General features: G+C 36.4%; 21 protein-coding genes. 1 reads left to right on the top strand and 20 read right to left on the bottom strand.

Features of this window, described 5'->3' with window-relative positions; genetic code table 11:
• Nucleotides 1–103 precede the first annotated feature (103 nt).
• From SAZ04_RS07790 to SAZ04_RS07765, 6 genes are all read right to left on the bottom strand, one after another.
• Nucleotides 104–2,371, bottom strand: a complete 2,268-nt coding sequence (locus tag SAZ04_RS07790; RefSeq protein WP_332693604.1) for a DUF5696 domain-containing protein — start codon at nucleotides 2,369–2,371, stop codon at nucleotides 104–106.
• The gene (locus SAZ04_RS07785) at nucleotides 2,365–4,386 is read right to left on the bottom strand and encodes a YIP1 family protein (protein WP_332693601.1); all 2,022 of its coding nucleotides are present in this window, start codon (nucleotides 4,384–4,386) and stop codon (nucleotides 2,365–2,367) included. The genes SAZ04_RS07790 and SAZ04_RS07785 overlap by 7 nt, the downstream gene beginning before the upstream one ends.
• 1 nt (nucleotide 4,387) lies before the next feature.
• Nucleotides 4,388–5,266 carry a carbohydrate ABC transporter permease gene (locus SAZ04_RS07780; protein ID WP_332693598.1) on the bottom strand — a complete coding sequence of 293 codons (879 nt, stop codon included), beginning with the start codon at nucleotides 5,264–5,266 and terminating at the stop codon, nucleotides 4,388–4,390.
• 21 nt (nucleotides 5,267–5,287) lie between these two features.
• Nucleotides 5,288–6,265, bottom strand: a complete 978-nt coding sequence (locus tag SAZ04_RS07775; protein ID WP_332693595.1) for a carbohydrate ABC transporter permease — start codon at nucleotides 6,263–6,265, stop codon at nucleotides 5,288–5,290.
• Nucleotides 6,249–9,263 carry an extracellular solute-binding protein gene (locus SAZ04_RS07770; protein WP_332693592.1) on the bottom strand — a complete coding sequence of 1,005 codons (3,015 nt, stop codon included), beginning with the start codon at nucleotides 9,261–9,263 and terminating at the stop codon, nucleotides 6,249–6,251. The genes SAZ04_RS07775 and SAZ04_RS07770 overlap by 17 nt, the downstream gene beginning before the upstream one ends.
• Nucleotides 9,264–9,456: 193 nt before the next feature.
• On the bottom strand, nucleotides 9,457–11,019 hold the full coding sequence (locus tag SAZ04_RS07765; RefSeq protein WP_332693589.1) for an ABC transporter substrate-binding protein: 1,563 nt from the start codon (nucleotides 11,017–11,019) through the stop codon (nucleotides 9,457–9,459).
• 762 nt (nucleotides 11,020–11,781) lie between these two features.
• Between SAZ04_RS07765 and SAZ04_RS07760 the strand changes: the two genes are divergently transcribed.
• Nucleotides 11,782–13,053, top strand: coding sequence for an IS110 family RNA-guided transposase (locus SAZ04_RS07760; RefSeq protein WP_332693586.1), 1,272 nt, complete (start codon nucleotides 11,782–11,784; stop codon nucleotides 13,051–13,053).
• 445 nt (nucleotides 13,054–13,498) lie between these two features.
• Here SAZ04_RS07760 and SAZ04_RS07755 read toward each other — a convergent pair whose 3' ends face one another.
• From SAZ04_RS07755 to SAZ04_RS07690, 14 genes are all read right to left on the bottom strand, one after another.
• Nucleotides 13,499–14,167 carry a DUF3885 domain-containing protein gene (locus tag SAZ04_RS07755; protein ID WP_332693583.1) on the bottom strand — a complete coding sequence of 223 codons (669 nt, stop codon included), beginning with the start codon at nucleotides 14,165–14,167 and terminating at the stop codon, nucleotides 13,499–13,501.
• 94 nt (nucleotides 14,168–14,261) lie between these two features.
• Complete coding sequence (locus SAZ04_RS07750; protein WP_332693580.1) at nucleotides 14,262–14,483, bottom strand: hypothetical protein; 222 nt, start codon at nucleotides 14,481–14,483, stop codon at nucleotides 14,262–14,264.
• Nucleotides 14,484–14,652: 169 nt separating this feature from the next.
• A complete protein-coding gene (locus tag SAZ04_RS07745; RefSeq protein ID WP_332693577.1) occupies nucleotides 14,653–15,075 on the bottom strand; it encodes a hypothetical protein in 423 nt (140 codons plus the stop codon).
• Nucleotides 15,076–15,172: 97 nt separating this feature from the next.
• Nucleotides 15,173–15,388 carry a hypothetical protein gene (locus SAZ04_RS07740; RefSeq protein ID WP_332693574.1) on the bottom strand — a complete coding sequence of 72 codons (216 nt, stop codon included), beginning with the start codon at nucleotides 15,386–15,388 and terminating at the stop codon, nucleotides 15,173–15,175.
• Nucleotides 15,389–15,514: 126 nt separating this feature from the next.
• Nucleotides 15,515–15,661: a hypothetical protein gene (locus tag SAZ04_RS07735; RefSeq protein WP_332693571.1), complete on the bottom strand. Its 147-nt coding sequence runs from the start codon at nucleotides 15,659–15,661 to the stop codon at nucleotides 15,515–15,517.
• Between the two features lie 77 nt (nucleotides 15,662–15,738).
• Entirely contained in the window at nucleotides 15,739–15,987 is a 249-nt protein-coding gene (locus SAZ04_RS07730; protein WP_332693569.1) for a hypothetical protein, read from the bottom strand.
• A gap of 165 nt (nucleotides 15,988–16,152) precedes the next feature.
• Complete coding sequence (locus SAZ04_RS07725) at nucleotides 16,153–16,335, bottom strand: hypothetical protein (RefSeq protein ID WP_332693567.1); 183 nt, start codon at nucleotides 16,333–16,335, stop codon at nucleotides 16,153–16,155.
• Between the two features lie 156 nt (nucleotides 16,336–16,491).
• Nucleotides 16,492–17,031 (bottom strand): hypothetical protein, encoded by a 540-nt coding sequence (locus SAZ04_RS07720; protein WP_332693565.1) that lies wholly within the window; start codon nucleotides 17,029–17,031, stop codon nucleotides 16,492–16,494.
• Nucleotides 17,032–17,126: 95 nt separating this feature from the next.
• Nucleotides 17,127–17,621, bottom strand: a complete 495-nt coding sequence (locus tag SAZ04_RS07715; RefSeq protein WP_332693563.1) for a hypothetical protein — start codon at nucleotides 17,619–17,621, stop codon at nucleotides 17,127–17,129.
• Between the two features lie 82 nt (nucleotides 17,622–17,703).
• Complete coding sequence (locus tag SAZ04_RS07710; protein WP_332693561.1) at nucleotides 17,704–18,177, bottom strand: hypothetical protein; 474 nt, start codon at nucleotides 18,175–18,177, stop codon at nucleotides 17,704–17,706.
• A complete protein-coding gene (locus SAZ04_RS07705) occupies nucleotides 18,149–20,287 on the bottom strand; it encodes a site-specific integrase (protein ID WP_431308977.1) in 2,139 nt (712 codons plus the stop codon). Before SAZ04_RS07705 ends, SAZ04_RS07710 begins: the two co-directional genes overlap by 29 nt.
• Nucleotides 20,288–20,292: 5 nt before the next feature.
• Complete coding sequence (locus SAZ04_RS07700; protein ID WP_332693557.1) at nucleotides 20,293–21,645, bottom strand: tyrosine-type recombinase/integrase; 1,353 nt, start codon at nucleotides 21,643–21,645, stop codon at nucleotides 20,293–20,295.
• 5 nt (nucleotides 21,646–21,650) lie between these two features.
• A complete protein-coding gene (locus SAZ04_RS07695; protein ID WP_332693555.1) occupies nucleotides 21,651–22,205 on the bottom strand; it encodes a helix-turn-helix domain-containing protein in 555 nt (184 codons plus the stop codon).
• 278 nt (nucleotides 22,206–22,483) lie between these two features.
• On the bottom strand, nucleotides 22,484–24,160 hold the full coding sequence (locus tag SAZ04_RS07690) for a glycoside hydrolase family 13 protein (protein WP_332693553.1): 1,677 nt from the start codon (nucleotides 24,158–24,160) through the stop codon (nucleotides 22,484–22,486).
• Between the last annotated feature and the right edge of the window lie 3 nt (nucleotides 24,161–24,163).

The raw sequence follows: 24,163 nt of genomic DNA, 5'->3' as shown, positions 1-24,163 counted from the left end.
GTCCTGTATAACGGATACAAAACCAAAACCAAAAAACCGAGAATCCAGGGGCTGATAAAGAGAATACCAGTTAAAGCTTTTTTTTGCTTCATACTCAGCGTCATCATAATATCACAACCCCTTTTGCTTTAATTTGCACATCTCCATATAAATAATCTGAATCATTATAATTAATAACGATTTCCTTCCCGTTGCTATACTCGACTATAACGATCCCATGATCGACAATTGTATGGTTGATCATCTCACTGCCTATAACATCACCCAACCCTTCATTGACAAAGTTGTAGTAGGCATCAATACGATCTTCTAAATAGCTATACTCTGAAACATAGATATCATTTGAGACAGTACCTTTTAATTTGTAAGTCGATTCACCTGTCAAAACAAATGACGGGTAAACCCCAAACTCAATTAACCTCAATTTTGCCTCGATATCATTGGATGAGAAATTCATATACGTAGAATACATGTCTTTGTAACCACTTAAGACTAGCGAAACCAATGGAACGGTCTCATCAATAAACATTAATCCTGACGAATGAATAGGTGCATCGAAATACTCCTCAATATATCGATAAAGATAAGCATCAGGCGCATACATACTTGTGCGAATACCATGATCGTGTAAATATTCCATTACCTTTTTGGTATACTCCATCCCCTCAGTACTGCTCCCGATCGTACCACTGTCGTAATGGGTAAATAAGCTACCGGAAAATCCACCTAATGCTAGTGAATCTATCTTGTTTTTTTTGAAACGATCCAAATCTTTTTCAGCTAAAACTGTGTAATATTTTGGATTATTCAAATAGTTTAATAGATTATTCTGACGGTTATACACGCTAAGATTTTGCCGATTCATTTTACTAGCAGAATATCTCGTTTTCTCAAAATAAGACCGAGCATAATCTGCATAGTAGTTAAATGTAATATCGTTTGCAGAAAAAAATTGTATCGCTTCTTCTAAATCTTTTTGCCCTCCAAGTCCTTCCGATACGCCAAATTTATACGTAAGTTCATTTTGAATAAATGTTTTAAACGTAACATTTAAATTCTCATATCCCTTATCCAATAATGTCTTACTCAGCTCTTTTGCTTGATCATACGTTGTTACCGGAATACTCTCCTCACCTAGCGTCCCCATAGTGATTTCACTATTGACAAAGTCAATTTTCAAAGGAATTTCATTGTAAGAAGAATCTATATTTTTCGTTAGCCCTTCTTTTTTTTCAAGGAGATCACGATATTTTTTAGCAACACCAACATAGTTTGCTTCATTCTCATTTAAGAAGACATATCTTTGAACGAGATCAAACTCATTTGGTTTCTGTTGGAAACCTAGAACATGCTGATCTTCATTAACCCGGCTTTGAAACTGAGAATAGGCGGTACGATAGTTATAAGCAAAATACGATTGATAGTAATTCGTATTTGTATCTCTGGATCGATAATTGTAAGTAGCATAACTACTCCCGCTTTCCGAGATAACTAACACACCCGTTTTATCGACTTCATGAATAACCCCAAAAATTGGCAGTGATACATTCTCTAATGGCTTAGTAGTCAGCCCTCTCTGACTTGGTGAAGAGGAGTTTTCATATCCCATGTCCCTCCCATAAACAGGAGCAGAATAGCCTGCTGCATGTTTTGGGGTTTCATCTAGATTTACAATCGCTCCAGCTCCATCAGGAATGACCATATAACCGTCATCTTTGTGGCTTGCGCTCCCAAAAAACGGGTAGATAATCAGATCATTCATTGACACATTATTATTTCCCGGCTTCCACAAATCTGGGTTATACTCTTCTACACTTTCCTGTGGGATATGAAAAAGCAAGTCCCCTCCCTGCAAGGTAACAACCGCATCAAACTTTATTTGCTGAGCAGTAAAGTCAAGCGTTACCGTAAATCCATTGTCCATCATTTGATAGGTCTTTTCGATATTGCTATCCAGAACGGTTCTCCTGCCTGGTGTAAAACCATCATAGGTTACTAATGAGATACCTGAATGTATATACCTGATCATTTCTTGACTGTAGCCATCTGCTTCCATGTCTCTATGAACATCATAAGAGAACCATGTATAGCCATTACATTTATCTTTCACAGCAATTGCAACAGACTCTTCTTCAAGATAAAGCTCTAATTGTTCATTTTCAGCTACTTTCGTAAATCGTTCAGGAATATCTTCCTCAACTAGTTGATTGGTGCACGTACCCTTCTGATCATTCACAATAACATCCTTAAAGTTATCCTCAGCTACAGCAATTGCATATTGAATACCTTGAGTATTGAACTGGAAGTAGGTAACTCCAATGATACTTAATATAAGAAATGCGACTCCGTACTTCATGAATCTTTTTACCATCGTTTGCTCACCTCCGTAACCACATCGTATAGGAATTCAATCATTTGATTGCCTAACGAATATAAAACAAATAAAAACAATCCGATAATCAGCATCGTAAACACACTTTTGGAAATGACGGTGATTGTTTCACCGACATCATAATTATGAATATCTTTTATCGTGAAGAACAGTAGAAATGCTCCCCATATAAACATGCCCTGAACCGGTAGATGATAGAATACTGACTGTTCTAAAGTTAACCCGTTACTAAATAAGATGACTAGAGGCATGATGATCACGATAGGACTCAAAGCATACGCCGTACTATTATATACATGTGTAAAGCTTCCCTCGCCATCATTAATCGAACAAATTAAATAGTTAGATACGAGCCACAAAACAAAAAGAAGCATCATAATCGATAATTCATAAAGGATATACTCATTTTTCGGAACAAATAATACATTCGTATACATATGATGTAAGATAAAAATAACAGCGATCAAAATAAAAATCATCGTTGATGATCTTCTGGCTACTCTGTTTTTATCTTGTATTTCATAAATACCGTTTAACGGTTGTTTCAAGAAGGTAAACATATAAAGCAAATCATCAACCATTTTTATCCTTTTTAGGACACTGATCCGTTTTCTAACCCTTGGTCCATAACGATATTTTCGATTCAAGAATTTATGTGTAGAAACAACACCTACTACAACTAAAAGAAGCGAAAATACGTTATTTAAATTATCTTCCAACCATGATTGACGAATTTCCCAAAAAGCTTCTGAGATCCCCTCACTATACTGAGCATCAAAATATTCTTCGTATGCTCTGTGCGGATCACCTTCTCGAAGGTACGCATCCCCCAAACCGATATGAGCATTGTCAAAAATCGAATTATACTTCATCGTATATTCCCATAATTCTTTACTCTCCGTATAATCACCAGCTTGATAAGCTCCCATTGCATGATGCACTGCATCTGCAAATTGAGTTGATTGATAGGTTTGAATCCTTTTCGTTCCCTGATCAACAACAATAAGCTCATCAGCTGAATTCGCAGCGATGCTTACCGGTCGGCTCAAAAGCCCAAATCGGCTTGAATTCACATCGCTTCCCCCGAACAAGAATAATAGATTTCCATCAGATTCATACTCGAAAATCCATCCTTCTGAGGTAATAGAATAAACATTGTTGTGCTTTCCAATCCAAACGCTTTCCATATTGTGCGTTGCTACTAATTCATCAGGGAAATAGTTGGTTCCTGAGACGTTAAATTTCTTTATCGGATTCGTTTCAATAGATGATGTAACTGTATAGATAAATCCCTTATCGTCTATTGCGATATTACTAGGAACATCTGGAAAAACCCTCTCAAGTTTCCGTTGTTGTGTTTCTGTTAAAAAGAATGACCTGACTTGATCTAACAATGGTACATTTAATGGATTAGCACCAAAGAAAGTAATAAATTCACCTTCTCTATTTAACATGATCAACCCATTCACAGATCCACTGCTTCTAACATACATATTCCCTCTAACATCTACAGCAATATGTGTCGGACTAAAACTATAGCCTTCATTAAAAATCGGCGAGTCCGGCTGCCCAATTTCTCTCACATATTCATGGGTCAATTTGTCAAAGAGAAAGATCTTATTTTGAGAGCTATCTACAACATAAATAAATTGGTCCGTTACAAATGAACTTTGAACAGTAGTAAACTTTTCACTAGTCAACTCTTTATAGAAGCGATAATTTCGGTCCAATATATATATTTTATTGTGCGAACTGTCGGATATATAAATATAGTCCTCGTCATCAACAAATACATGCTCAGGCATTTCTAATCTTTCACCATTAATTACGTTTATTTGATTGGCTGGTGTATAGCCGGTCTGGGTTTTAATAATGGTTCCTTGACTGTCACTCGTATACGTATAATAAGGTGCTTCGGCAAACACATACGAATTAGGGTGAATGGCAATCAGTATAATCCCTAGTAACAATGTGATCTTCATATACATACTCATATTACTTAATCCCCGTATGAGCCATGGAATTCATGACTTTATTTTGCAAAATGATAAATAAGATTAAATTAGGAACAAACATGATCAAACCCGCTACCGCCGATAATCCAGCACCAGCAACAATATTGCCAGACTGTGATACTAATGTTTCCATATAAAAAGGAAGCGTTCTGATAGACTCCTTGTCCATAAAGATAGCTGAGCTTTCGACATTACCCCAACTTGCCTGAAAGGTTAAGATCGCTACCGTAACTAGTGCTGGCGTGACCAAAGGCAGGATAATACTCCAGTAGACCCTCATGTTCCCCGCTCCATCGATTCTTGCAGCCTCGAGAAGTTCGTTTGGAATCTGGTCAATAAATTGCTTGAGTAAAAAGATCCCGATCGGCATCGCTAATAGAGGTATAATATGCGCCCAATACGTATTGAAAATTCCTAAATTTACAATAATAAAGAATCTCGGAATCGCAACAGCTAAAGGTACAAAGATTAACGCCAGCGTATTGATTTTATTAAAGGTATCTTTTCCTTTAAACTCTAATTTGGACAATGCGAATGCAGCTAAAGAGCTTATAAACAAAGTAAGCAAGATAACTAGAATCGTCACGTACAAGCTATTAAACACATACCTTGACAAGGGCATCCCCGACTCAGCGGAAAAATTAATCAACAACCGGAAATTCTCTAAGGTTGGCGATTGAACAAAGAATCGAGGCGGATATGCAAATAATTCTGTAAACGGTTTAAAGGCATGGTTAAAAATAAATAAAATAGGAAGCGCCATAAAAATAGAGAGAAACGTCAAAGCACCATGAAATTTCAACTGATCTCTATGAAACTTTCTCGGGTTAATTTTCATTGAATTCGCCAAAGTTCTCACCACTCTTTATGTTTTTAATAACTATTTACTTTCTCCGAATAATCTATAGCTGATTTTATTGAACAAGAGAACTATTAATAAGAGTACGACGGTAACTGCCGATGCGTAACCCATTTCGTAACGAATAAATCCAAAGTCATTTGCATGATCGACGATTAACCAGCCGGCATATTGCGGAGGCGGTGTGCCTCCACTAAGTGTTGCGGCTATCCCAGAAGCATTAAATGTGCCAATAATAGCCATTACTGCACCAAATAACATTTGCGGCTTCATCGAAGGGATCGTAATGAAAAAGATTTCTTGCCACCTGTTTCGAATCCCATCAATGTATGCAGCTTCGTACAAGCTCTTGTCAATATTCATTAAACCCGCTAACATCGCGAGAAAACCGACACCCATACTGCCCCAAAGTCCAACAAAAATCATAACAGGCACTAAGAATTCAGGAGACTGTAAAAACTGAACTGGCTCTTTGATGACGTTCCATTCCAATAACCAAAAATTTAAATAGCCGACCTGGTCGCCGCTAAATAAAACTCTCCAAACAATCGCCATCATGACGGGACCTGTCACCGAGGGAGAATAAATAATCACTGTATAAATCGTTCGGACATTATGAGGAACCTGCGATAGCATCCAAGCAAGAAAGAAAGCCATCATATAACCGATTGGTCCTACAATCACTGCATACAATAATGTACTAGATACTGCATGCTGCAAGAAAACTGTATCTCCTGTAAATAAATCGATATAGTTTTGAAAACCTACAAATTCAGGAAACTGCACAGTATTAAAATACGTAAAAGATAAGAACACCGCGACAAGTACTGGCATGATAATAAGCAGTGTAAATAATGTAGCGTAAGGCAAAATAAACAGATAAGGTGAATTTTTGACCTTATAAAACAGGTTCTTCATTTGTCTGCTTTTTGACTTAGTAGGGCTATTTAAGGGCGGCCGATTTACGGACGGTTGATTAATGCTACTGCTCTTTTCCATCTCTTCTCACCCACTTCTCTACGTTTTCTATCGTCGGAACCATGTAGGGTTTGATTAGTTGGTCATTCTCTATATAACCAAACTCCCTTAGTTTTCGTTCCAATTCTCTATCGATGGTTTTGACTGCATGATCAATGGCAACTCTTGAATTTCCTCTTTCGAATACCACTTTATTCCATGCGTTACTAATTTCACGTTCTACCATATAATCACCAGGAACCTTGCCCGTTGTTTGGATCCATTCCCATTGATCCAAAATGGCAAGTTTGGATTCCGAAGGCCATGAACTTTGTCTAAAACCATCAATGTTTGCCGTTAAATAGAGGAACTGATTCCCCAACGTTGATTGAATATCGTATGAGAACGCACTTTGCGTCTCAGAACTTGTCCACCACTTTAAGAAATCCCATGCTGCATCATGTTTATCGCTCTCGCTAAAAATGATCCCTGTGCTTCCATACGTCGGATCCCAGCGTTCAATAACTCCGGTACCATTTTTCACCCCTGGTATCGGTAAGATTTCCCATTGTCCAGCCAACTCAGGAGCAGCATGCTTTAATTGAATATAAGTATTCTGATCCCCTATACCTACTGGCGATTTTCCATTCCTGAAGTTTTGGTAAAATTCGGACGTTGTAATCGGCATATTATAAACTGTAAAAAGACTCGTCATAAAATCGAAAGCCTCATAAGATCCCTCTTGATTAATGACACTTCTACTACCTGTCTCGTCATACAGTTCACCTCCAAACTGATAAATGAATGGGGTCGTTGTATCAAATCCCTTGTATGCACTATCAGCTCCGAGAGGAACAAAGAAATTCATGTCATATCTTTGGAGCATTGGAATAAGACTAACAACTTCCTCCCACGTTTGCGGAGGTTCTTCACCTAAAAACTCCATAATATCCTTACGATAAAATAGCAACTTTACATCTTGCGTTTCTGGAATTGCATAAACGCCCTCATCATAAATAAACGGAACAAAGGAGTTGGGATTAAACTGTACTGCTAATTCAAAAAAACCATCATACGTTCTTAAATCTTCAATGATCCCACGCAATGCCAGCTCAAAAGGTCTTCCATGGCTAATACCTAAAGCCGCATCAGGCGTGCTATCTGCCGCATTGGATAATATAATTTTGTTCTCATCCGGCAATAGTGATAAATTTACATTAATGCCTGTGTTTGGTGTAAATTCTTCATCAATCATTCGCTGCATAATTTCTACATACAATCTCGATTGGTTAACCCAAACCTCAATTGTATCATCATCAATTACAGCAGCTTCATTGTATTTCGGATTAAAAAAGGAATAACCAAATGCCTTGACACCCTCTATCAGACTAGTAACAATCCCAGCATTAGGCTTGGGCAAGTCCATGTGATTGTGAAAATAAAACTTGTCTAAATGCATCGGATTATAAATGAGCATCGGTAAAATCGTCTGAATGCGTCCGTATGCTGAAGAGTGTCCTTCATTGAATCTAGCCATGTAATGTGGTAAATCATCCGGTTTCTCCGCAAATTCAGTTATCAATTTATGAGCAATCTCAAGCTCTGTGATCACCGGCAAGTCATTCATTTGGGTCTGTTCTATGAGAGCAAGCCTCTGTTCTTCGATTCTTCCTGCGATTCCATACAAATAATCCGTAATATCGGGAATATACCTTTCGATTCTCCATTCCCTTTTTCTGTCTACTAGACCGCCGGTTAAACGCATGATCTCTCTGGAAATTGAATCAATCCCCTCCAGTGTCATAAGAAGTTCATGGTAAACATCCCTAACATGTGAATTATTATTAGACAAGGTAATCGTATGTTCACCTTTGTCTAGATAGATTTCATAATAGTTGCCGTTCGCATCTCTTAGCGTTTCATTCTTCCAGTTACTTGAATAGTCAAACATGTATAATTCCAGCTCTTCAAAAGGAACCTCGCCATTGATTTCAATTCTTCTGTACGTTGGCATCCCATTATTCGTATCTTGGGAATATTTCAATGTAAGATGATAATATCCACTCTCTTCAACAGTAAAATGATAGTCTACACGGTCACCACTATCTCCGAAAGAATAACCGTCTAATACATTAAGCACTCTCGTCTTGTACTCATATGGCGTTACCTGTGGATCTCTAACATACTTAGGTCTAATACTTTGCCTGCTTTTCGATGACATATTTTCTGCTTCGATCTTAATCGTACTCTCAGGAGCATCATTTTGTTCATGTGTTGATTCGCTGTACTCCTCATATGTCGGAGTGGAATCAACAGTATTGTGGATCGTTATATCCCCAAGTAAAACATACCCTTCATTTATTGATATTGTGACCGAATTCATCCCTTTATTTAACTTAAATTTCAAAGGTTCTGTAAAGAAATGATTTGGATCCATCAAGCCTTTATTTTTCCATTCTGAGATCAACTCAGATCTTGGATTCAATTCATCACCGTATCGGTCATACTTTAAGTCTCCTTCTAATGCTATCGGTCTCCAATCCATAGAAAGGCTAAGCCTGTTCATCTCATTGAATTGAATCTCATCGTTAATTTTAATAGCAAGCTCAGGACTTAAATGAGTATCCTGCAAAATATAATAATCAATCCATAATTCATAGAGTCCTTCCTCTGCGACTTCAACATCAAAGGAAATATGATTACCCGGTTCTACATAAATGACTTCACTTCCATAGCCCTTACTTTTCGAACTTTCATATAATTCTCCACCACTAATTTGCCAATGGTTAATGTCATAGCTCTGATCAGGAAAAACTTGCTGATCGTTTTCCCATTGTTTCGTGACACTATAATAATTGCTATCGGATTGAAAACCACTAATATATGCTTCGATCGCCGACATACTACGTTCATAATCGGCTTTTGATAATTGCTCTTCGTAACTGTTATTCATATTTTCTTTACCGATAAGCAGAATAATAGTAAGTGCAATGATCAAAAGACCGGAAATCGAGTAAATTATCTTCTTTTTTATCGTCATTTGATCCCAACCTAACACAATCAAATTTTACTAAAAATTTCTTAATATAATAGGTAAGGAGCCTTCCCCAGCGGTAGTTGTCGGTTAAATCGAACTTGACATGTGGGAAGTACTCCTTTTTTTTCATAACTTAAAACCTAGGAAAATCTGAATTTAATAGTTTATTAGATTTGATTTATTTCATATAGTCCATTTATCTGTTATACTGTCTCAAATAATCCTCTAGATAATCATTCATCATCGTATCCCACTCAGAAACAATATCATTGTATCTTACACCTTCATCTCTAATCTGATTTCTCAACTCCCAAATGTCTAAGTTTTGAAACGCGTTAGCAACAGCCGGCATCTGTCTTGGATACGGAACTGGATTTGCCAGTTGCTGTTGGAATTGTGGATTTTTAAACGCTTCAAAGTTAAAGATCGCCAATTCACTATCTTCAGGGAAACCCTGTACAAGCGGGTGAAGCTCTAATACTTCCGGGTTCGTTGTAATCGGCCAACCTTGAACGAAGTCCATCAACCGGTCTTCTACTCTTAGTGGAGCATCTTCAGGTAATCCAGAATATACATCAATCAATGACCATTTCGACTTCAAACCTTCTTCCCCATACGTAAGCCATTTCAACAATTGAAACGCTGCTTCTGCTTTGACTGGATCGTCTTCTAATGCACTTGATATGCTTAAGGTATCATAATAAGCGCGAATGCTTGTCGAACCACCTTCTGGAGCTTCCGGCATAGGATAAATATCAATCTCCATTTCACGGTTTACGACTAGTTCCCCAACATCTCCACTGAGTGCAAACATCCACATATTGCTAACCGCTTCTAAACCATCACCCCATGCCCAACCTAAATTTCCGACTTTCTCAATTCTTTCTGCCTCAGGAAGGTCATAGAAGTGCAAGCCTTCAATCCCTTCTCTGGCAACTTGCTCAAACCACTCACCATATCTTTTACTATTGGTAAAATCCCATCTTTCCGATTCGATATTGTATCCTAACCACCCATTAGGGATACTATCAAAATAATGTGCACCATGGTCTTGAAATTCAATAATTCCTGGGAAGATCGGATTATCCGGAGTTAGTTTTGCCACTTCACTTCGCAGATCCTCATAATCTTGATAAGTCCAATCATACGTTGGAACCTGGATGTTATTTTCTCTTAGCAATCTCGTATTTATTGCTGGGAATTGACCAACAGACATCCACGGAATCCCATAAATCTCTTCACCATCATACGTCTTCATAACCCTTTTTGCGTTCTCAGAAATCCACTCCGCTTCCGGATCAGCTTCAATATATGGAGTTAAATCTAACGTTAACTCCCTGTCATACGCTTCGGCTGCCAGCGGGGAATAGAAAATATCAGGCAGATTTCGTTCATTTGCTCTCGCCGTAAGCATTTCCATTTGGGTAAAATCTTCTTCATCAGCAGCAAACTGACGGTCACGAACAACTGTAATATTCGGATATTTCTCCATAAACTTTTGGATATTTAAGAATATTGGATTGGTTCCATCATTTTCACCATAGAATTTACTTGCATACACTAATTTAATTTCTCTTTCTTGCCAATCTGGAGTTCCACTTTCATTCTCATCAATTTCGACATATTCGGATAAGTCTAGAGCTTCATCTGTCCCATCCTCATTTCTAGTTTCTTTCGTGCTACTCTCTCCCGTACAAGCAGATAATAGAAGTAACAATACCAATAAAGTGGATAAAAATAAGATTCTTTTTTTCATCATGTCCTCCGTGTTTTTAAATTTTCCCTTGAAAAATTACAGAACTTCTTTTATTGTTCGTTGTATTGTTTAATGTTCACCCCCTTCATTACTACACCATAACAAGATGGTTTCTCCTTTGAAGAAAAATATATTATTTCTTTTCTGTTGCACGTTTAGTATCTACCAGAAAACGCTTTCAGGAAACCGTTTTCATTATGGTTAAAGTGTCTATTATTACAACTAGTCACCCGGAAAATTACCATCTATCACCAAGAGTGTATTATATTAATAGATCAATAGAGAAATATGGCACCTTTTTAACAAACATATAAAAAATGATTCATATTTAATACAATAGATTAGAGTATGGATTAATATTATTTCTTATTTTAAGAATCCATCTTCAAGGTATTATTATGAATAGTAGAGAACAATCACATTCCTGTCATAAAAAAGTAAAACAAAAAAAGCAGCCGAAGTTTTATTAAAAGTCAAGTAAATGATTAAAACCTTTTATATTGTAGTTTATTTATAAAATGTTACACATTTAAAAGGGCAAAAGAAGAAGGATAGGAGAGCAGTGAGGATAACTGCTTTGCCTATCCTTTTTTTGTACGACAAATGACCTCATTTACCACAACAACAGAGTTAGGTTTTGTTGCACTAACGCCCCCGTTAGAATTCCTGTAGAGCGTTACATTTCAACTTTGAAAAAAATAGAGCTCCTCAGTAAGATGATTATACACACACAACACAAAATCATCATTAGGAGGAAGCTCTACTATGAAGTTTAAAATGCAAGACAAACAAAATCAACTAATTGAAAGAATTTCAGACAAACATCTTGTCGTAGGCGTAGATATTGCCCAACAGATTCACGTTGCTCGAGCAGTAAATTACCGTGGTATTGTGGTCGGTGATCCTCTTTCTTTCGAAAATAATGAAGAAGGATTCGCTAGACTACTACAGTGGATCAACCGGTTAAAAGCTTCAACATTTAATACGGCAATCGTTGGTATGGAACCTACCGGGCATTACTGGACGAACCTATCAACTTGTCTATATGAACAAAACATTGACGTCGTAACGGTCAACCCTCACCTTGTAAAAAAGAATAAAGAAAATCGTGATAACACCCAATCCAAAAGTGATAAAAAAGACGCTCTCGTCATCGCAGATATGGTCAAGAATGGATACTACTCCTTTATTCGTCCAACTTCAGAGGCTTTCGAAAAGCTACGAGTACTCATGTCTAACCGAGACGTAATCGTTAAACGGCTAGTCAGTTCCATCAACCAAATTAATCGTTGGGTCGATATCGTTTTTCCTGAACTTCGACAAGTGTTTAAAGACGTAAAAGGAAAAGGGGCCATCGCAACCCTGCGCTTATTCCCTACCCCCATCGAATTACGTTCCATGGAAGCTCAGGATATCGTTAAAGGATGGAAAACAAAAATGAAGCGACACGCTGGACTAAAAAAAGCCCATTCACTAGTTGAATTAGCTAAGCATTCTGTTGGTAACCAACAAGCACATGATGCATATAAATTACACCTAGAACAATTACTTGAAGAATTTGATCTCGCTACAGCCCAACTTGAAAGAATCGAAAAAGAAGTCACTGACGTACTTAAGCAAACTTCTTTCGCAGATAAATTAATTGCCATTAAAGGAATTAGTGAAATTACACTAGCAGGCATTTTAGGAGAAGCAGGAGATTTAAGTGGTTTCGCCCACGGTAACTCTCTATTACGGCACGGGGGATTGCATTTAGCAGAGGCTAGCTCAGGTAAATGGAAAGGGCAAATTGTCATCTCTAAACGTGGAAGATCTCGGCTGCGGCGTTTCATGTATTTAGCAACAATGAGTCTAATCATGAATAACCCTGAGTTCAAGGAGCTTCATACCCATAATGTCAAAGTGAAAAAGATGAAGAAAATGAAGTCCGTCATGAAACTGATTGGCAAACTAGCAAGAATGTTAGTAGGAATGTCCCGACGTAATGAGGCATATTGCCCTGAAAAAATACAACCTTTAACATCGGTAGCAGCATAACTGAAGCCTTTACTTTATACGCTTTAAGATAACATACCTAAAGAAAATAACTAGCACTCAATCATTAAATTTATTTTTAGAACGAATGTTGGCTTATTCGTAGGATCTCAAAAGAAAGTGCGGAGTACCGGATGTATTGTGCCAAAGGGCTCAGACCCGTTCCGTTAGAAAGACCGGCCTCCACCACTTGGATAGGTGTGACGAAGGAATGAGAGGGCATTGACCCGTTGAGACATGGGAGCGAAAACCTCCAGGGGTGGCGTGGAGAATACGTACAGTATATGGTAATAAATGGGGTTATACTTGTACCCTCTATTTACACATGCCTTCATGTAGCCAAAAGATCCAACACTCATACCATTCATCCGCTACCTTTCTTACAAGTGGTTTGAAATCCTGCGAATAAGCGAGTATTCGTGAGATAAGTCAATTTTACTGAGGGAGCTCAATAATTTTTTTCAATTTCATCTCGGTCATAGTCCAATATCCAATCGTTACAATCTTGGTAAAGCGAATATAAATCCTCTTTATTAGAAGCCATAACGTCACAACCTCGGTCGTCATATAAGTGGTAAATCATTTTCTTTGTAATATTGACTAAGTATATGTCAATTCCATTACGTGGGAACCCTTTTAGAATTTGCTCTGGATGTGGGAAATCCTCATAACTAATGGCAGTCAAGAGTGCTTTATATCGAATGTCATTCTTTTTACAGGACAAAACAAATCTATGCGTGACCATCTCTGCATAATCTTCTCCATCTTCATCTTCCCAAAAAACACTTGGCAAGACTCTATGTTGAAGTTTTCTTACTGTCTCCTTGTTCTTTATATATTTCTGATAAACTTTTGTCGGTCTCTTTTGCAAGAATGTATTATTTTTTTCACAATGTATATCTGTAATAAGGAATATATCATCCTCCTGATTAAACACCTTGTTAAATATTGTAACGGTTCTTTCATTTATTTGCTGAAGGTTATCTTTATCTTCATGTTCCACCCAAGGCATAGAAATTTCAAAACGGATACCATATTTCCATAAGTAAAATAGAGGTGGTCTTAGATTAAGATTATTAAAATGCTCCTTCATAAATTGCGATAAAATGTTTATCATATTACCTCCATTTTTGGCTTTTATTTTATTCAAAAATTTATCGTACTTTTATAAAATAAGATAGAGCTAATTACTATTACGCAATTGCTCACCGTTAGTTGAAAAGATCACTTTCACACGTTCCAGTTCCGATGCCCAAGATAGGAAGAATAGTTATTAAGATTATTAGCAAACCCAATAAAATTGCTCCACCTTCAAACGAAAAAAGAGAAATTAGCCTTAAAAATTTCGGCTCATCTTTTGTATTCAAATACAAGAAAAATCCACCAATTAATAGAAAGAATAAGCCAATTCCAAAACCAATTAAGGTGCACATTAAGATGCCCTCCATTCACCAAAAGAAAAATGATTATATTTCATAATGTTTGCGTTTCCTTCTAAGTATAAACATTTTTCCTTGATTCCTTGTTTCACTAACCTGCCCAGTTAGTAAAAAAGAGACTGTTCTAATTGAACAATCGCTACCCGTTACTTTAACAAAGCAATTATTGATTACCTGATATTAAACCAAAAGAAACTTCCTGACCATTATTAAAAGCCTTAATATTCTCGTAGTTTTTATCTAAATTCACCTTATATAAGAGTTCATGATTTAAAGATTGATTTGAATAGTCAGTTGTTTCATCGTTACTATAGAGAATGTGTAAAGTGTCACCGTTTCCTTTCACCTTAAAATCAGTAAAATGAACAGCTTTTTCACCTTGTTTTACATTTGCACCGCTCAAATAAACATAAATAGCTTTATGTTTATCTAAATAAAGATGAACCCCATTTTCTTCCTTAACATTGTTAATAAACGATTGAATGTCTTTGTTAACACCTTCATTGCTTACTTCGATGAAGGATAATTCTGAATTACATCCAGATAAAATAACAATACATAAAAGAAACGGTAATAACTTTCTCATTAAACCACCCCTGATTTTTTCCATTTTAATACGAAAACAGTTTAAATTTTATAAAATTCTTATTCAACATAACTGCGTCGTTAGAGTTAAAGATTATTTACTTGTTTTCATCAATCTGCCGACTTACTTTTGAAAGTAGTCTAATAATCTCTGCTATCCCTAATAAAAGAAAACCACCAAATAAACTACCTATACTCACTAATAAGTTCAAGCCATCACTCATATCGAACTGTCTTTGTACAAATATACCAAAAATCACCGCACCAATAGCTGGAATATATAAAAATAGTGCAACTGCATTCAAATTTTTCAAAATATCACCCCTAACCGATTTTTTCAATATATTTTCAAATCGTTGTTGTACTCTTCTGCCAGTTAGTTTAGTAATTCAACAAAAGAGCGCTGACCCTTCTTGGATCACCGCACCCTTTAGTTAAAATTATTTTCCATATTTCCATCCAGAAATTGAAACAATTAGCCCTACTGCTGAAACCCCAAGGCCAAATGATGTTGCGGAACCACTTGATGTTAGAATAAGTGCTATGCCAAATAATGATATTGAAATACCTAAAAGTGATAAACGCATAAAACCTTCCCCCTTTTTCTACACTTAATTGTACTACTCTTTCTTCAACAATTCTGCCAAATAGCACAACAAGAAATCTATGCCATTAGATAGTCAAAGATAATACCTAAAAGGATTATCCCAACCCCAAACATAAAATGAACCCTTTTTTCATTTACTTTTGTATTCTCTAAGATAGTAAAAATGATACCTATTAAACCAATAAAAATAGCACTTCTAATGAAATAAGAAGCGTTCACAAGAAAGAGGTTTGGAAACTTTTGAACAAGTCCCGATATAACTCCGATAACCCCCAGTAGTAGAGGAATTCTTAATTTCCAATACATTAAACTCACCCAACTTTCTTTATAACATTTACTCAATTTTACCCATACATTTCTAGTAATTGGTTATATTTTCTTATAGTCCTTCTTGTGCTAAACTGCTTCATTACTTCAATAAAGAAAGGCGAATACTTATAGCATTCGCACCCTATTTAGTAAAGAGAGTATTCACCTTTTTTTCTCTAATGTTTTAATTGCTCTCATTAACCAATACAAAACTACCCAAGGTAATATAAATTTTGTAGTCCATTCAATTAAACTAAAAAGAATAAAACTTTCAATGCCGAAAAGCGGTAGCGCAAGAAAAAGACCCAATATGACCACAGCACCAATTATTAAATATGTTTTCATGAACAAAATCCCTCCCCTAATTAATGTTTTACCATAAAAATCCAATACTCTTCTTCACTCATCTGCCCTTTAGTTTAACATTAATTTCCTTTTTACTGACATAGAAAAAGGCATTCCTTGTTAAAGAAATGCATCCGTTAGCTTAACAAAGTATTTCTATAATAGGATTTCTATATCTTCCTCATATTCATCCCATACACTAGAAATAAAGTCGTTAATTTCTTTATCTATTACCTCGGACTCATCAAGTCCATAATTTGATAAGTCTAGTCTTTCGTTAATTAAATAGTTCACATAAGCATCACGTTCGATACGTTCCTTAAAGTATTCTTCGTAATACTCTTCAACAGTAATGTCTAAATAATCCGCTTGAATTTCAAAGAAATCCTCATTTCCAGTGTTACCAAGAGGAAATAACAATTCCATACTTTCAAGCTCTTCCGATACATCAATCCCCATACTTTTTGCTTCTAATACCATAACTTCTTCCTGTACAAACTTTTCGACCATTATAGGAATATCTTGGTCTTCTACAAAGTATAAAGAACGAATATCTTTTAATGTAATTTCTTTACCTTTTACAACAGCTACTACATCTTCATCTTTGACTGCCATGAAATTTTCTTCTTCTTCTGCACCATCATTTGAACATGCAACTGATACGGTTAAAAGAAGCAGTAAGAGTAAAAATTTCATAATATCCTCCTTCTTTCTGCAATCCACCTTATTTGAGAAACCTGCTCCGTTACTTGAATATCCGTTGGCTTAATGAAAACCTTATTAAGCTATCGCTATTCATATATTACTAAATCAACTTCATCACCTTCAAAAGATAATGCAACGAAATCTCCTCGTTCAAACGGGGTTTCTGTAAATGCAACCCAAAAAGAAATGGTATCATTTACTCTTATATATTTAGTTTCCTGTCCATGAACTAACACTTGTTTTACATCAGGATTATTACTTGTAAAGTAAGAAAAGGAAAAGGGAATATCAGGATTATTTGATGCTGAAAAGCCCCCCTTTTTTATATCAGAACCTCCAGAGCCATCTACCCATTCTATGGTACTACCTGACATCTTAAATGCTTGGTATCTTAACATTTCATGGTCAGTATAGAAAACATAGACGTAATTACTTTTAACCTCGTAATGAATAATTGATTCTGATGAAGCATTCTGAATTTGTTGTTCGAAACGCTCTTCAAAACTAATTTGCTTATCAGAACAACCAATTAAAAATAATAACATTATGCTTAAAGCAACACTTACTTTGACACAATTCATTTTTGCCTCCAGTTATTTCGTCTTGTTTCACTAAACTGCTCCGTTAGTTGAAGAAGAAATAGGATAGTTTCCATTGTATCACCTATTTAAACATCTCAAAATAATTCGCCACCCATTTCGTATTATTTTCTGCGATATACTGTTCAGCAAGGATCAGTCGTTGAACAAGTTCTTGCTTCGATAATTTCATGTAATTGCGTTGAACCTTCTCAATCTTACGATCTGGTTTGATCTTTCGAAAATCCATATTATCGTTTAATTCAATACGTTGTGGTTTAAGGTTTTTACCATTTTCTTTTTGTTTGTATGTTTTACTATGTTGCTTGTAATAGCCATATAACGCATCATTTGTTCGGATCGTATTTGGATGAATCCCTTTCCCTTCGGGATCCAGTTCTTTAGAGAGGTTTGATATATTCTTATAAGTCACTGGCTTACCTTGTTTGATTAACTCGTTTATTGCTTGTTTTCCCAATTCAACAGAACGGTTGCTTCGTTTTAGATGTGTTTCTTTTAGCCACTCTTTGTCATTTATCGAATCGAATGTGTGGCTCATAGTTCTGTTCCTCCCGATACTTTTCAATAAGGTCAATTTCCTTTAATTCATTTCGAGCATGTTTCCGCATTGCTTTTGCTTTTTTCACTTCCACAGGCAAGTTCATTTTAGAAAAACGTTTCTCCATGTCTTTAGAAAGCTCTATTACTTCTTCTAGCTCATGTTTCTTTTCAGGTTGCGGAACTTTAGCTTGGCACCCTAAACACTGCATTTTAGTTGGGCATACAAAATCTGTGACACACGTTCCACCCAAAACATTATTAAACACACCAACTTTTTCTTTGTATTCTTCCAGCTCTTGTTGCAGCTCTTCTGGACTGCGGAGGACGGCTTCATCTAAATCCACATAATCTGAAATCACATCATGTAAATCACTGACCGATTGAGCCACTTGGCTTGGTGTAGGCTCCGAATAATATCCTGTAACACCGACATCTCGTTGGTGTAAAATCTTTGCTACAATATCAATCGGTAACTTTTGGCGTTGAACGGCTTCGGTAGCAAATGCATGACGCAACAAGTGTGTTTTAATCGTAACTGCTTTCCCTTCTTGTGTTTCAAAATGTAGCCCATGGAGCAAAACGCGCAGGCATGAATAAATCGCATTATTCTTAAAGGACTTGTTGTTGTATTGAAAGAGGTAGGGTTTTGGTTTAGGGAATAAATGCTTTCTTTCACCACGATATTCCACGCTCGGTATCTTGGTTGCACTATAATGATATTTAAGGAGTTTCACAACTTTGGCAATTAACTTCATGGTTTGATCGCTAATATAAAAGGATTCAAACTCATCTCGACCTTTTGGTATAGCGTAAAAGGAGTGATGAAGTTTATTATCAACTTTTACTGATTTGATGCATTCTTTTGAATAATTAATTTGTAATAGTTCATTAAGTCTTGCACCAGTTGTTGTAAAAATATCTAATGCTAATAAACCAAAGGCTACGCCTGCATAGATAGGTTCCACATCAAATAAAATGCCCTCTGCGATATCTTGATTACGAGTAATAAAGGCGCTTGGTGTAATGATTCCTTTTTGTTGAGAATTGAAAGGAACAGGATTTATAGTAGAGCTTTCATCACCATACCCCCACGAATATAACAACTCTCGCTTTTGTTGTAATTCATCATCACTTGCGTTTTGATACCACCCACCACCAATAACACCCATTTCAAAAAGCTGCATAAACCAAAGTCCTTCAGCTTCTTCGTCATCGTTTAACCGTTCTGCTTTTATAAACTCAACGAAGTAGTTATTCTTTTCCTCTGAATAAGCACCTGTCCGATTGGATGCAGCTTTTAACGATGATGCAGTGAATTGATCTTGATGATGTAAAACAAACGAATGCTTGTCCCATAGACGGAAATAAAAGCGTTCTCCGATACGTTCAGGTTCATCATAATGAAACTCTAAGGGGAGTGCACATTTGGTTGTTTGCGCTTCTTCACACGCCTTTAAAAACGCTTGCCGAAGTCGATGTAACTGATTCCAACGAAAATGTCCTTCTGCTCGAATTTGAGGGAGTAAAGGTACGATAGCATCCGTTTCACTCTTACGAGTGTTTTGAGCCTGTTCTATTGCTGATTTAGTAAAAGAAAAATCTCTTGAATCATAAGATGGCATAGGGAATAGGTATTGCTCAAAATAGGATTGTTGGTCACTGTTTAATTTTAGTTTTAGCCATTTCTTTACCTTATAAGAAGCAGACCTATACTGTTTTAATAATACTCTTCTCATGTTGTCCGAATGTTCTTTGTAGATTGAACCTTTAAAATATTGATACATGTGTGTTTCAACATCAAACTCAGCCATTTTGCTTAAATGGAAAACATCAAATAAATTATTTAATCTCGTATGAAGATCTTTATAAATATGCTCTATTGTTGATACACCTGAATTTTTATCGGCATAAACTAAAACCGCAAGTAATATATGGTTATTCCAAGGTTTATCTACCACATTACGAACATAATACTTCATATTTCTATCAATTACTTTATCTAACAAATATTCTCCTCTTACATCTTGCAGATGAAGAAGTTGTTCATCAACTCTCCCTACTAATTGCTCATAAAATGGCGATTGTAGTTTATCTATTAATACTGTCAGGGTAATCACTCCAATCCATCCAATAATTCTTTTATTTCGTCATCCACTTCCATATCATCAAAATTATTTTCTAAGACTGTTAGACTTGGTTTCTTTTTTTGTCTGCTTTTCTTTTGTTCTAAGTATGCTTTTTCTTTTTCAGCCATACTCTCTAGCATGCCATCGTGAGCTTTACGGTGGCTCTCTTCGTCAAAATAATGCTCGTAAACTTTAAGGGTTTCTTCATCTTTCCACTTGATATATTTAATGAGTTCATTCTTCTTTTGTTTGACCTCTGCTTCTGTATTAGAAGTTTGATAGATTGCACGCAATCTTGATGTAACAAACCAATGTCTTGTTTTATGTGGATTTAACTTCATCTCACATTCTTTCATCGCTTTATCCCAGTGATAATACCACGCCTCATAAGTAAATGGTGTTCCAATTTCCGTAAGGAAGATTGGTGCTTCGTTAGGCAGAGTGTCAAAATGCCGTTGTAATTCATCGTATTGCTTTCGGTCTAGATTAATATATCGCATGAGCAGTTTTACCGTATCTTTACTGAACCGAAGGAATTTCACTCTTTTTCCGTGACTGCCTTTGTTAAATGTGCTGGCTTCTTGGAATGATTTACGAGAACGGTAATCCCCAATGGTTAATTCAATTACTTCTGACGCTCTTGCCCCTGTTTCAAAAAGCATACGCGCAATGACCATTTCCCTTAATGACCAATTCACTTTTTTTCCTGCTTGATAGACTTGATAGGGGAGGTGAATATCTCCAATGATTTCAGGCTGCCATTCTTCATTAATTAGTTTGAAATAGGAATCTGTTAATCTCCGATGGGTAATGGCGTCTTCTGTTCCTGCAACTTTTGGCATTCTTGGTTTACCTTCACGCACACCTTCGGTTTGTTCATACTCATTTAAAATAGCGTGAGAATCAATGAGCGGGTTAGCGTATGGGTATTGCTTTAAGTAAATAAGTGATTTATAAAATGATTTTAGTGCGGAAAGAAAACGGCTTACGGTAATTGGACTTTTATTGGAACGATTGACAAAACGAAACAAGTCTTTTTGACGCACCTTACAAGCCATTTCGTTCATGAGATATTCTTCAATGGCAACGCGTATCGCTTGGGGTGTACAATCCCACTTAACCCGTTCCCCTTGATAATTACTGTATTCATCTAACCAACTGAAAAAAGGCAGAAGGCATTGAAGATAGGAAATGGCAGAACTTTTCCCAATTCTTCCGATGCAATCGTGATAATGTTCTGTTAATGGGAGGAAGGGATGGTTGTTCCCATCAAACACAAGTAATTCATACCGACTTTCAACATCTTTGGGACAATAGAAATACGTATACTTTAACTCCATACCCTTCACCTTTGCCATTCATTTTCTAACCAATTAAAACTTGGAGCCTCTTGCTGGATCTGTTCTGTTCTTTTTTTTCTACTCTCGAATTCAGTCAATCTTTTATCGATCTTTTGAGGCAGGGTAGTTGGTGACCAACCTTTTGAAATCGCCTTTCTAATAAATCCATCTGGATTTTTCACCTTATGGGGTGACTGCTGCATGATTAACAATATTTCTAATGTTCTTTTAATGCCTACATAAGCCAAGGTCTGGACCATTTGATCCGTGGGAGAGGTTAATGTAACAGCTTCATAGGCTAATCTCACTAACTCCTGTTCATCCCCTTCAACTTGTTCAACGGCTAGTTGTATTTCTTTTTCTTCGTTAACCTGCTCTGGCACATCGTTAGAAACAGGGGGATGGTTCAAATTGAGTAAATCTGATTCAGCGATTCTCCAACCTTCCTTATCGCTATTGCGGTAGGAGTTAGGGAGTTTCCCCGCGCGAATCCAACGCTTAATTGTTTCCTCGTGTTTACCCAGGAGCTCCGCAACTTCTTTCACTGTATACTCTTTCACGCATTCAACCTCCTAATTATCGAACTTACGTTCTTGAGAATGTTCGTTCTTATTTTACCGCAACAATTGATGGAGCTTCAACAATCAAATTTCGGCATTTGTTGTTGTTGTAAATGAGGTCATTTCAGTGGTCATAAAAATAAAAAGAACACCACTAATCATATAAGTGATGTTCTCAATTGAATATAATGTGTAACATTAAAGACAATCCCTATTCTTATAACAAGAACAGCTAATCACTTGTCTTTAATATTACATAGTACTGCTTTTTTTACTCATTATTTTAAAAGATATACACGAGACTCATATGGTTTTAGTATAATAGACGAAATATCAACACTGCTTTGAACATGATAATTATTGATAAGCAATTGAGTAGACTCAAAATGAATACCCTCTGGCAATTTAAATTCTGCATCTTCCGTTGTGAAATTACACATTACAAGTAATTTCTCTTCACCAAATGTACGTGTATAAGCATAAATTTTCTCATCATCTTCTAAAATAAGATCATATGTGCCATACACAATGATATCATGCTCTTTTCTAAGTTTAATTAATTGTTGGTAGTAGAAGAAAATAGAATCTTTATCTTCTAAAGCTTTTTTTGCATTGATTTCTTTATAGTTTGGATTCACTTTTAACCAAGGTGTACCTGTGGTAAAGCCCGCATTTTCACTATCATTCCATTGAATTGGCGTTCTTGCGTTGTCACGACCTTTTACATAAATCGCTTCCATCACTTTTTGGTGATCCTCGTTACCTTCCACAACTTTTTCACGGTACATATTTTGAATCTCAATATCGTTATATTCCTCAATAGATTCAAAACGAACATTTGTCATCCCTAGCTCTTCACCTTGGTAAATATAAGGTGTTCCTTGCATCATATGAAGGAATGTTGCAAGCATTTTTGCTGATTCCACACGATACTCTTTGTCATTTCCTAATCTCGATACCATTCTCGGCTGATCATGATTATTTAAGTAAAGACTGTTCCAGCCTTTCCCCTCCAAATCCTTTTGCCATTTTGTCATAACTTCCTTCAAGTCAGCAAGTTTCCATGGTTTTACGTCCCACTTTCCACCAGGACCCGAATCTAAATCCATATGTTCAAATGTGAAGATCATATTTAATTCTGTATCTTCTTGATTTGCATACTTTGCTGCATCTTCTGTTGAAGCACCTGGGCATTCCCCTACTGTGATCATGTCATATTTTGAAAGGACTTCACGGTTCATTTCCTGCAAATATTCATGAACACGCGGACCATTCATGAAAAACTCTCCACCCCAGTCATACCTTTTTCCACCTGGAGCACTAGGTAATCCATCCGCTTTTGAAATCAGATTAATTACATCCATACGAAAACCATCAACACCCTTATCAAGCCACCATGTCATCATGTTATAAATTTCTTTTCTTAATGTCGGGTTTTCCCAGTTTAGATCTGGTTGCTTTTTACTAAAAAGGTGCAGGAAGTACTCATCTGTTGCTTCATCGTATTGCCATGCCGATCCACTAAAGAAAGATGTCCAGTTGTTGGGTTCTTCTCCATCATTGCCCGGGCGCCATATATAATAATCACGATAAGGACTATCCTTAGATTTACGAGACTCAACAAACCATTCATGCTCATCAGAAGAATGGTTGACAACAAGGTCCATCATTAGCTTCATTCCACGGGCATGCATTTCTTCTAAAAGCTCGTCCATATCTTCCATTGTACCAAACTCATCCATTATATTTTGGTAATCGCTTATATCATAACCATTATCATCATTTGGTGATTTGTATACTGGTGATAACCAGATTACATCAATACCTAACTCCTTTAAATAATCAAGTTTTGACGTAATTCCTTTAATATCGCCAATTCCATCTCCGTTACTGTCCATAAAACTTCTTGGATAGATTTGATAAACAACACTTTCTTTCCACCATTTTTTCTCCATTTT

The sequence above is a fragment of the Halalkalibacter lacteus genome, assembly GCF_036663595.1.
In the GTDB taxonomy this organism is placed as follows: Bacteria; Bacillota; Bacilli; order Bacillales; family Bacillaceae_D; genus Halalkalibacter; species Halalkalibacter lacteus.
This window is presented reverse-complemented; position numbering and strand designations above follow the sequence as displayed.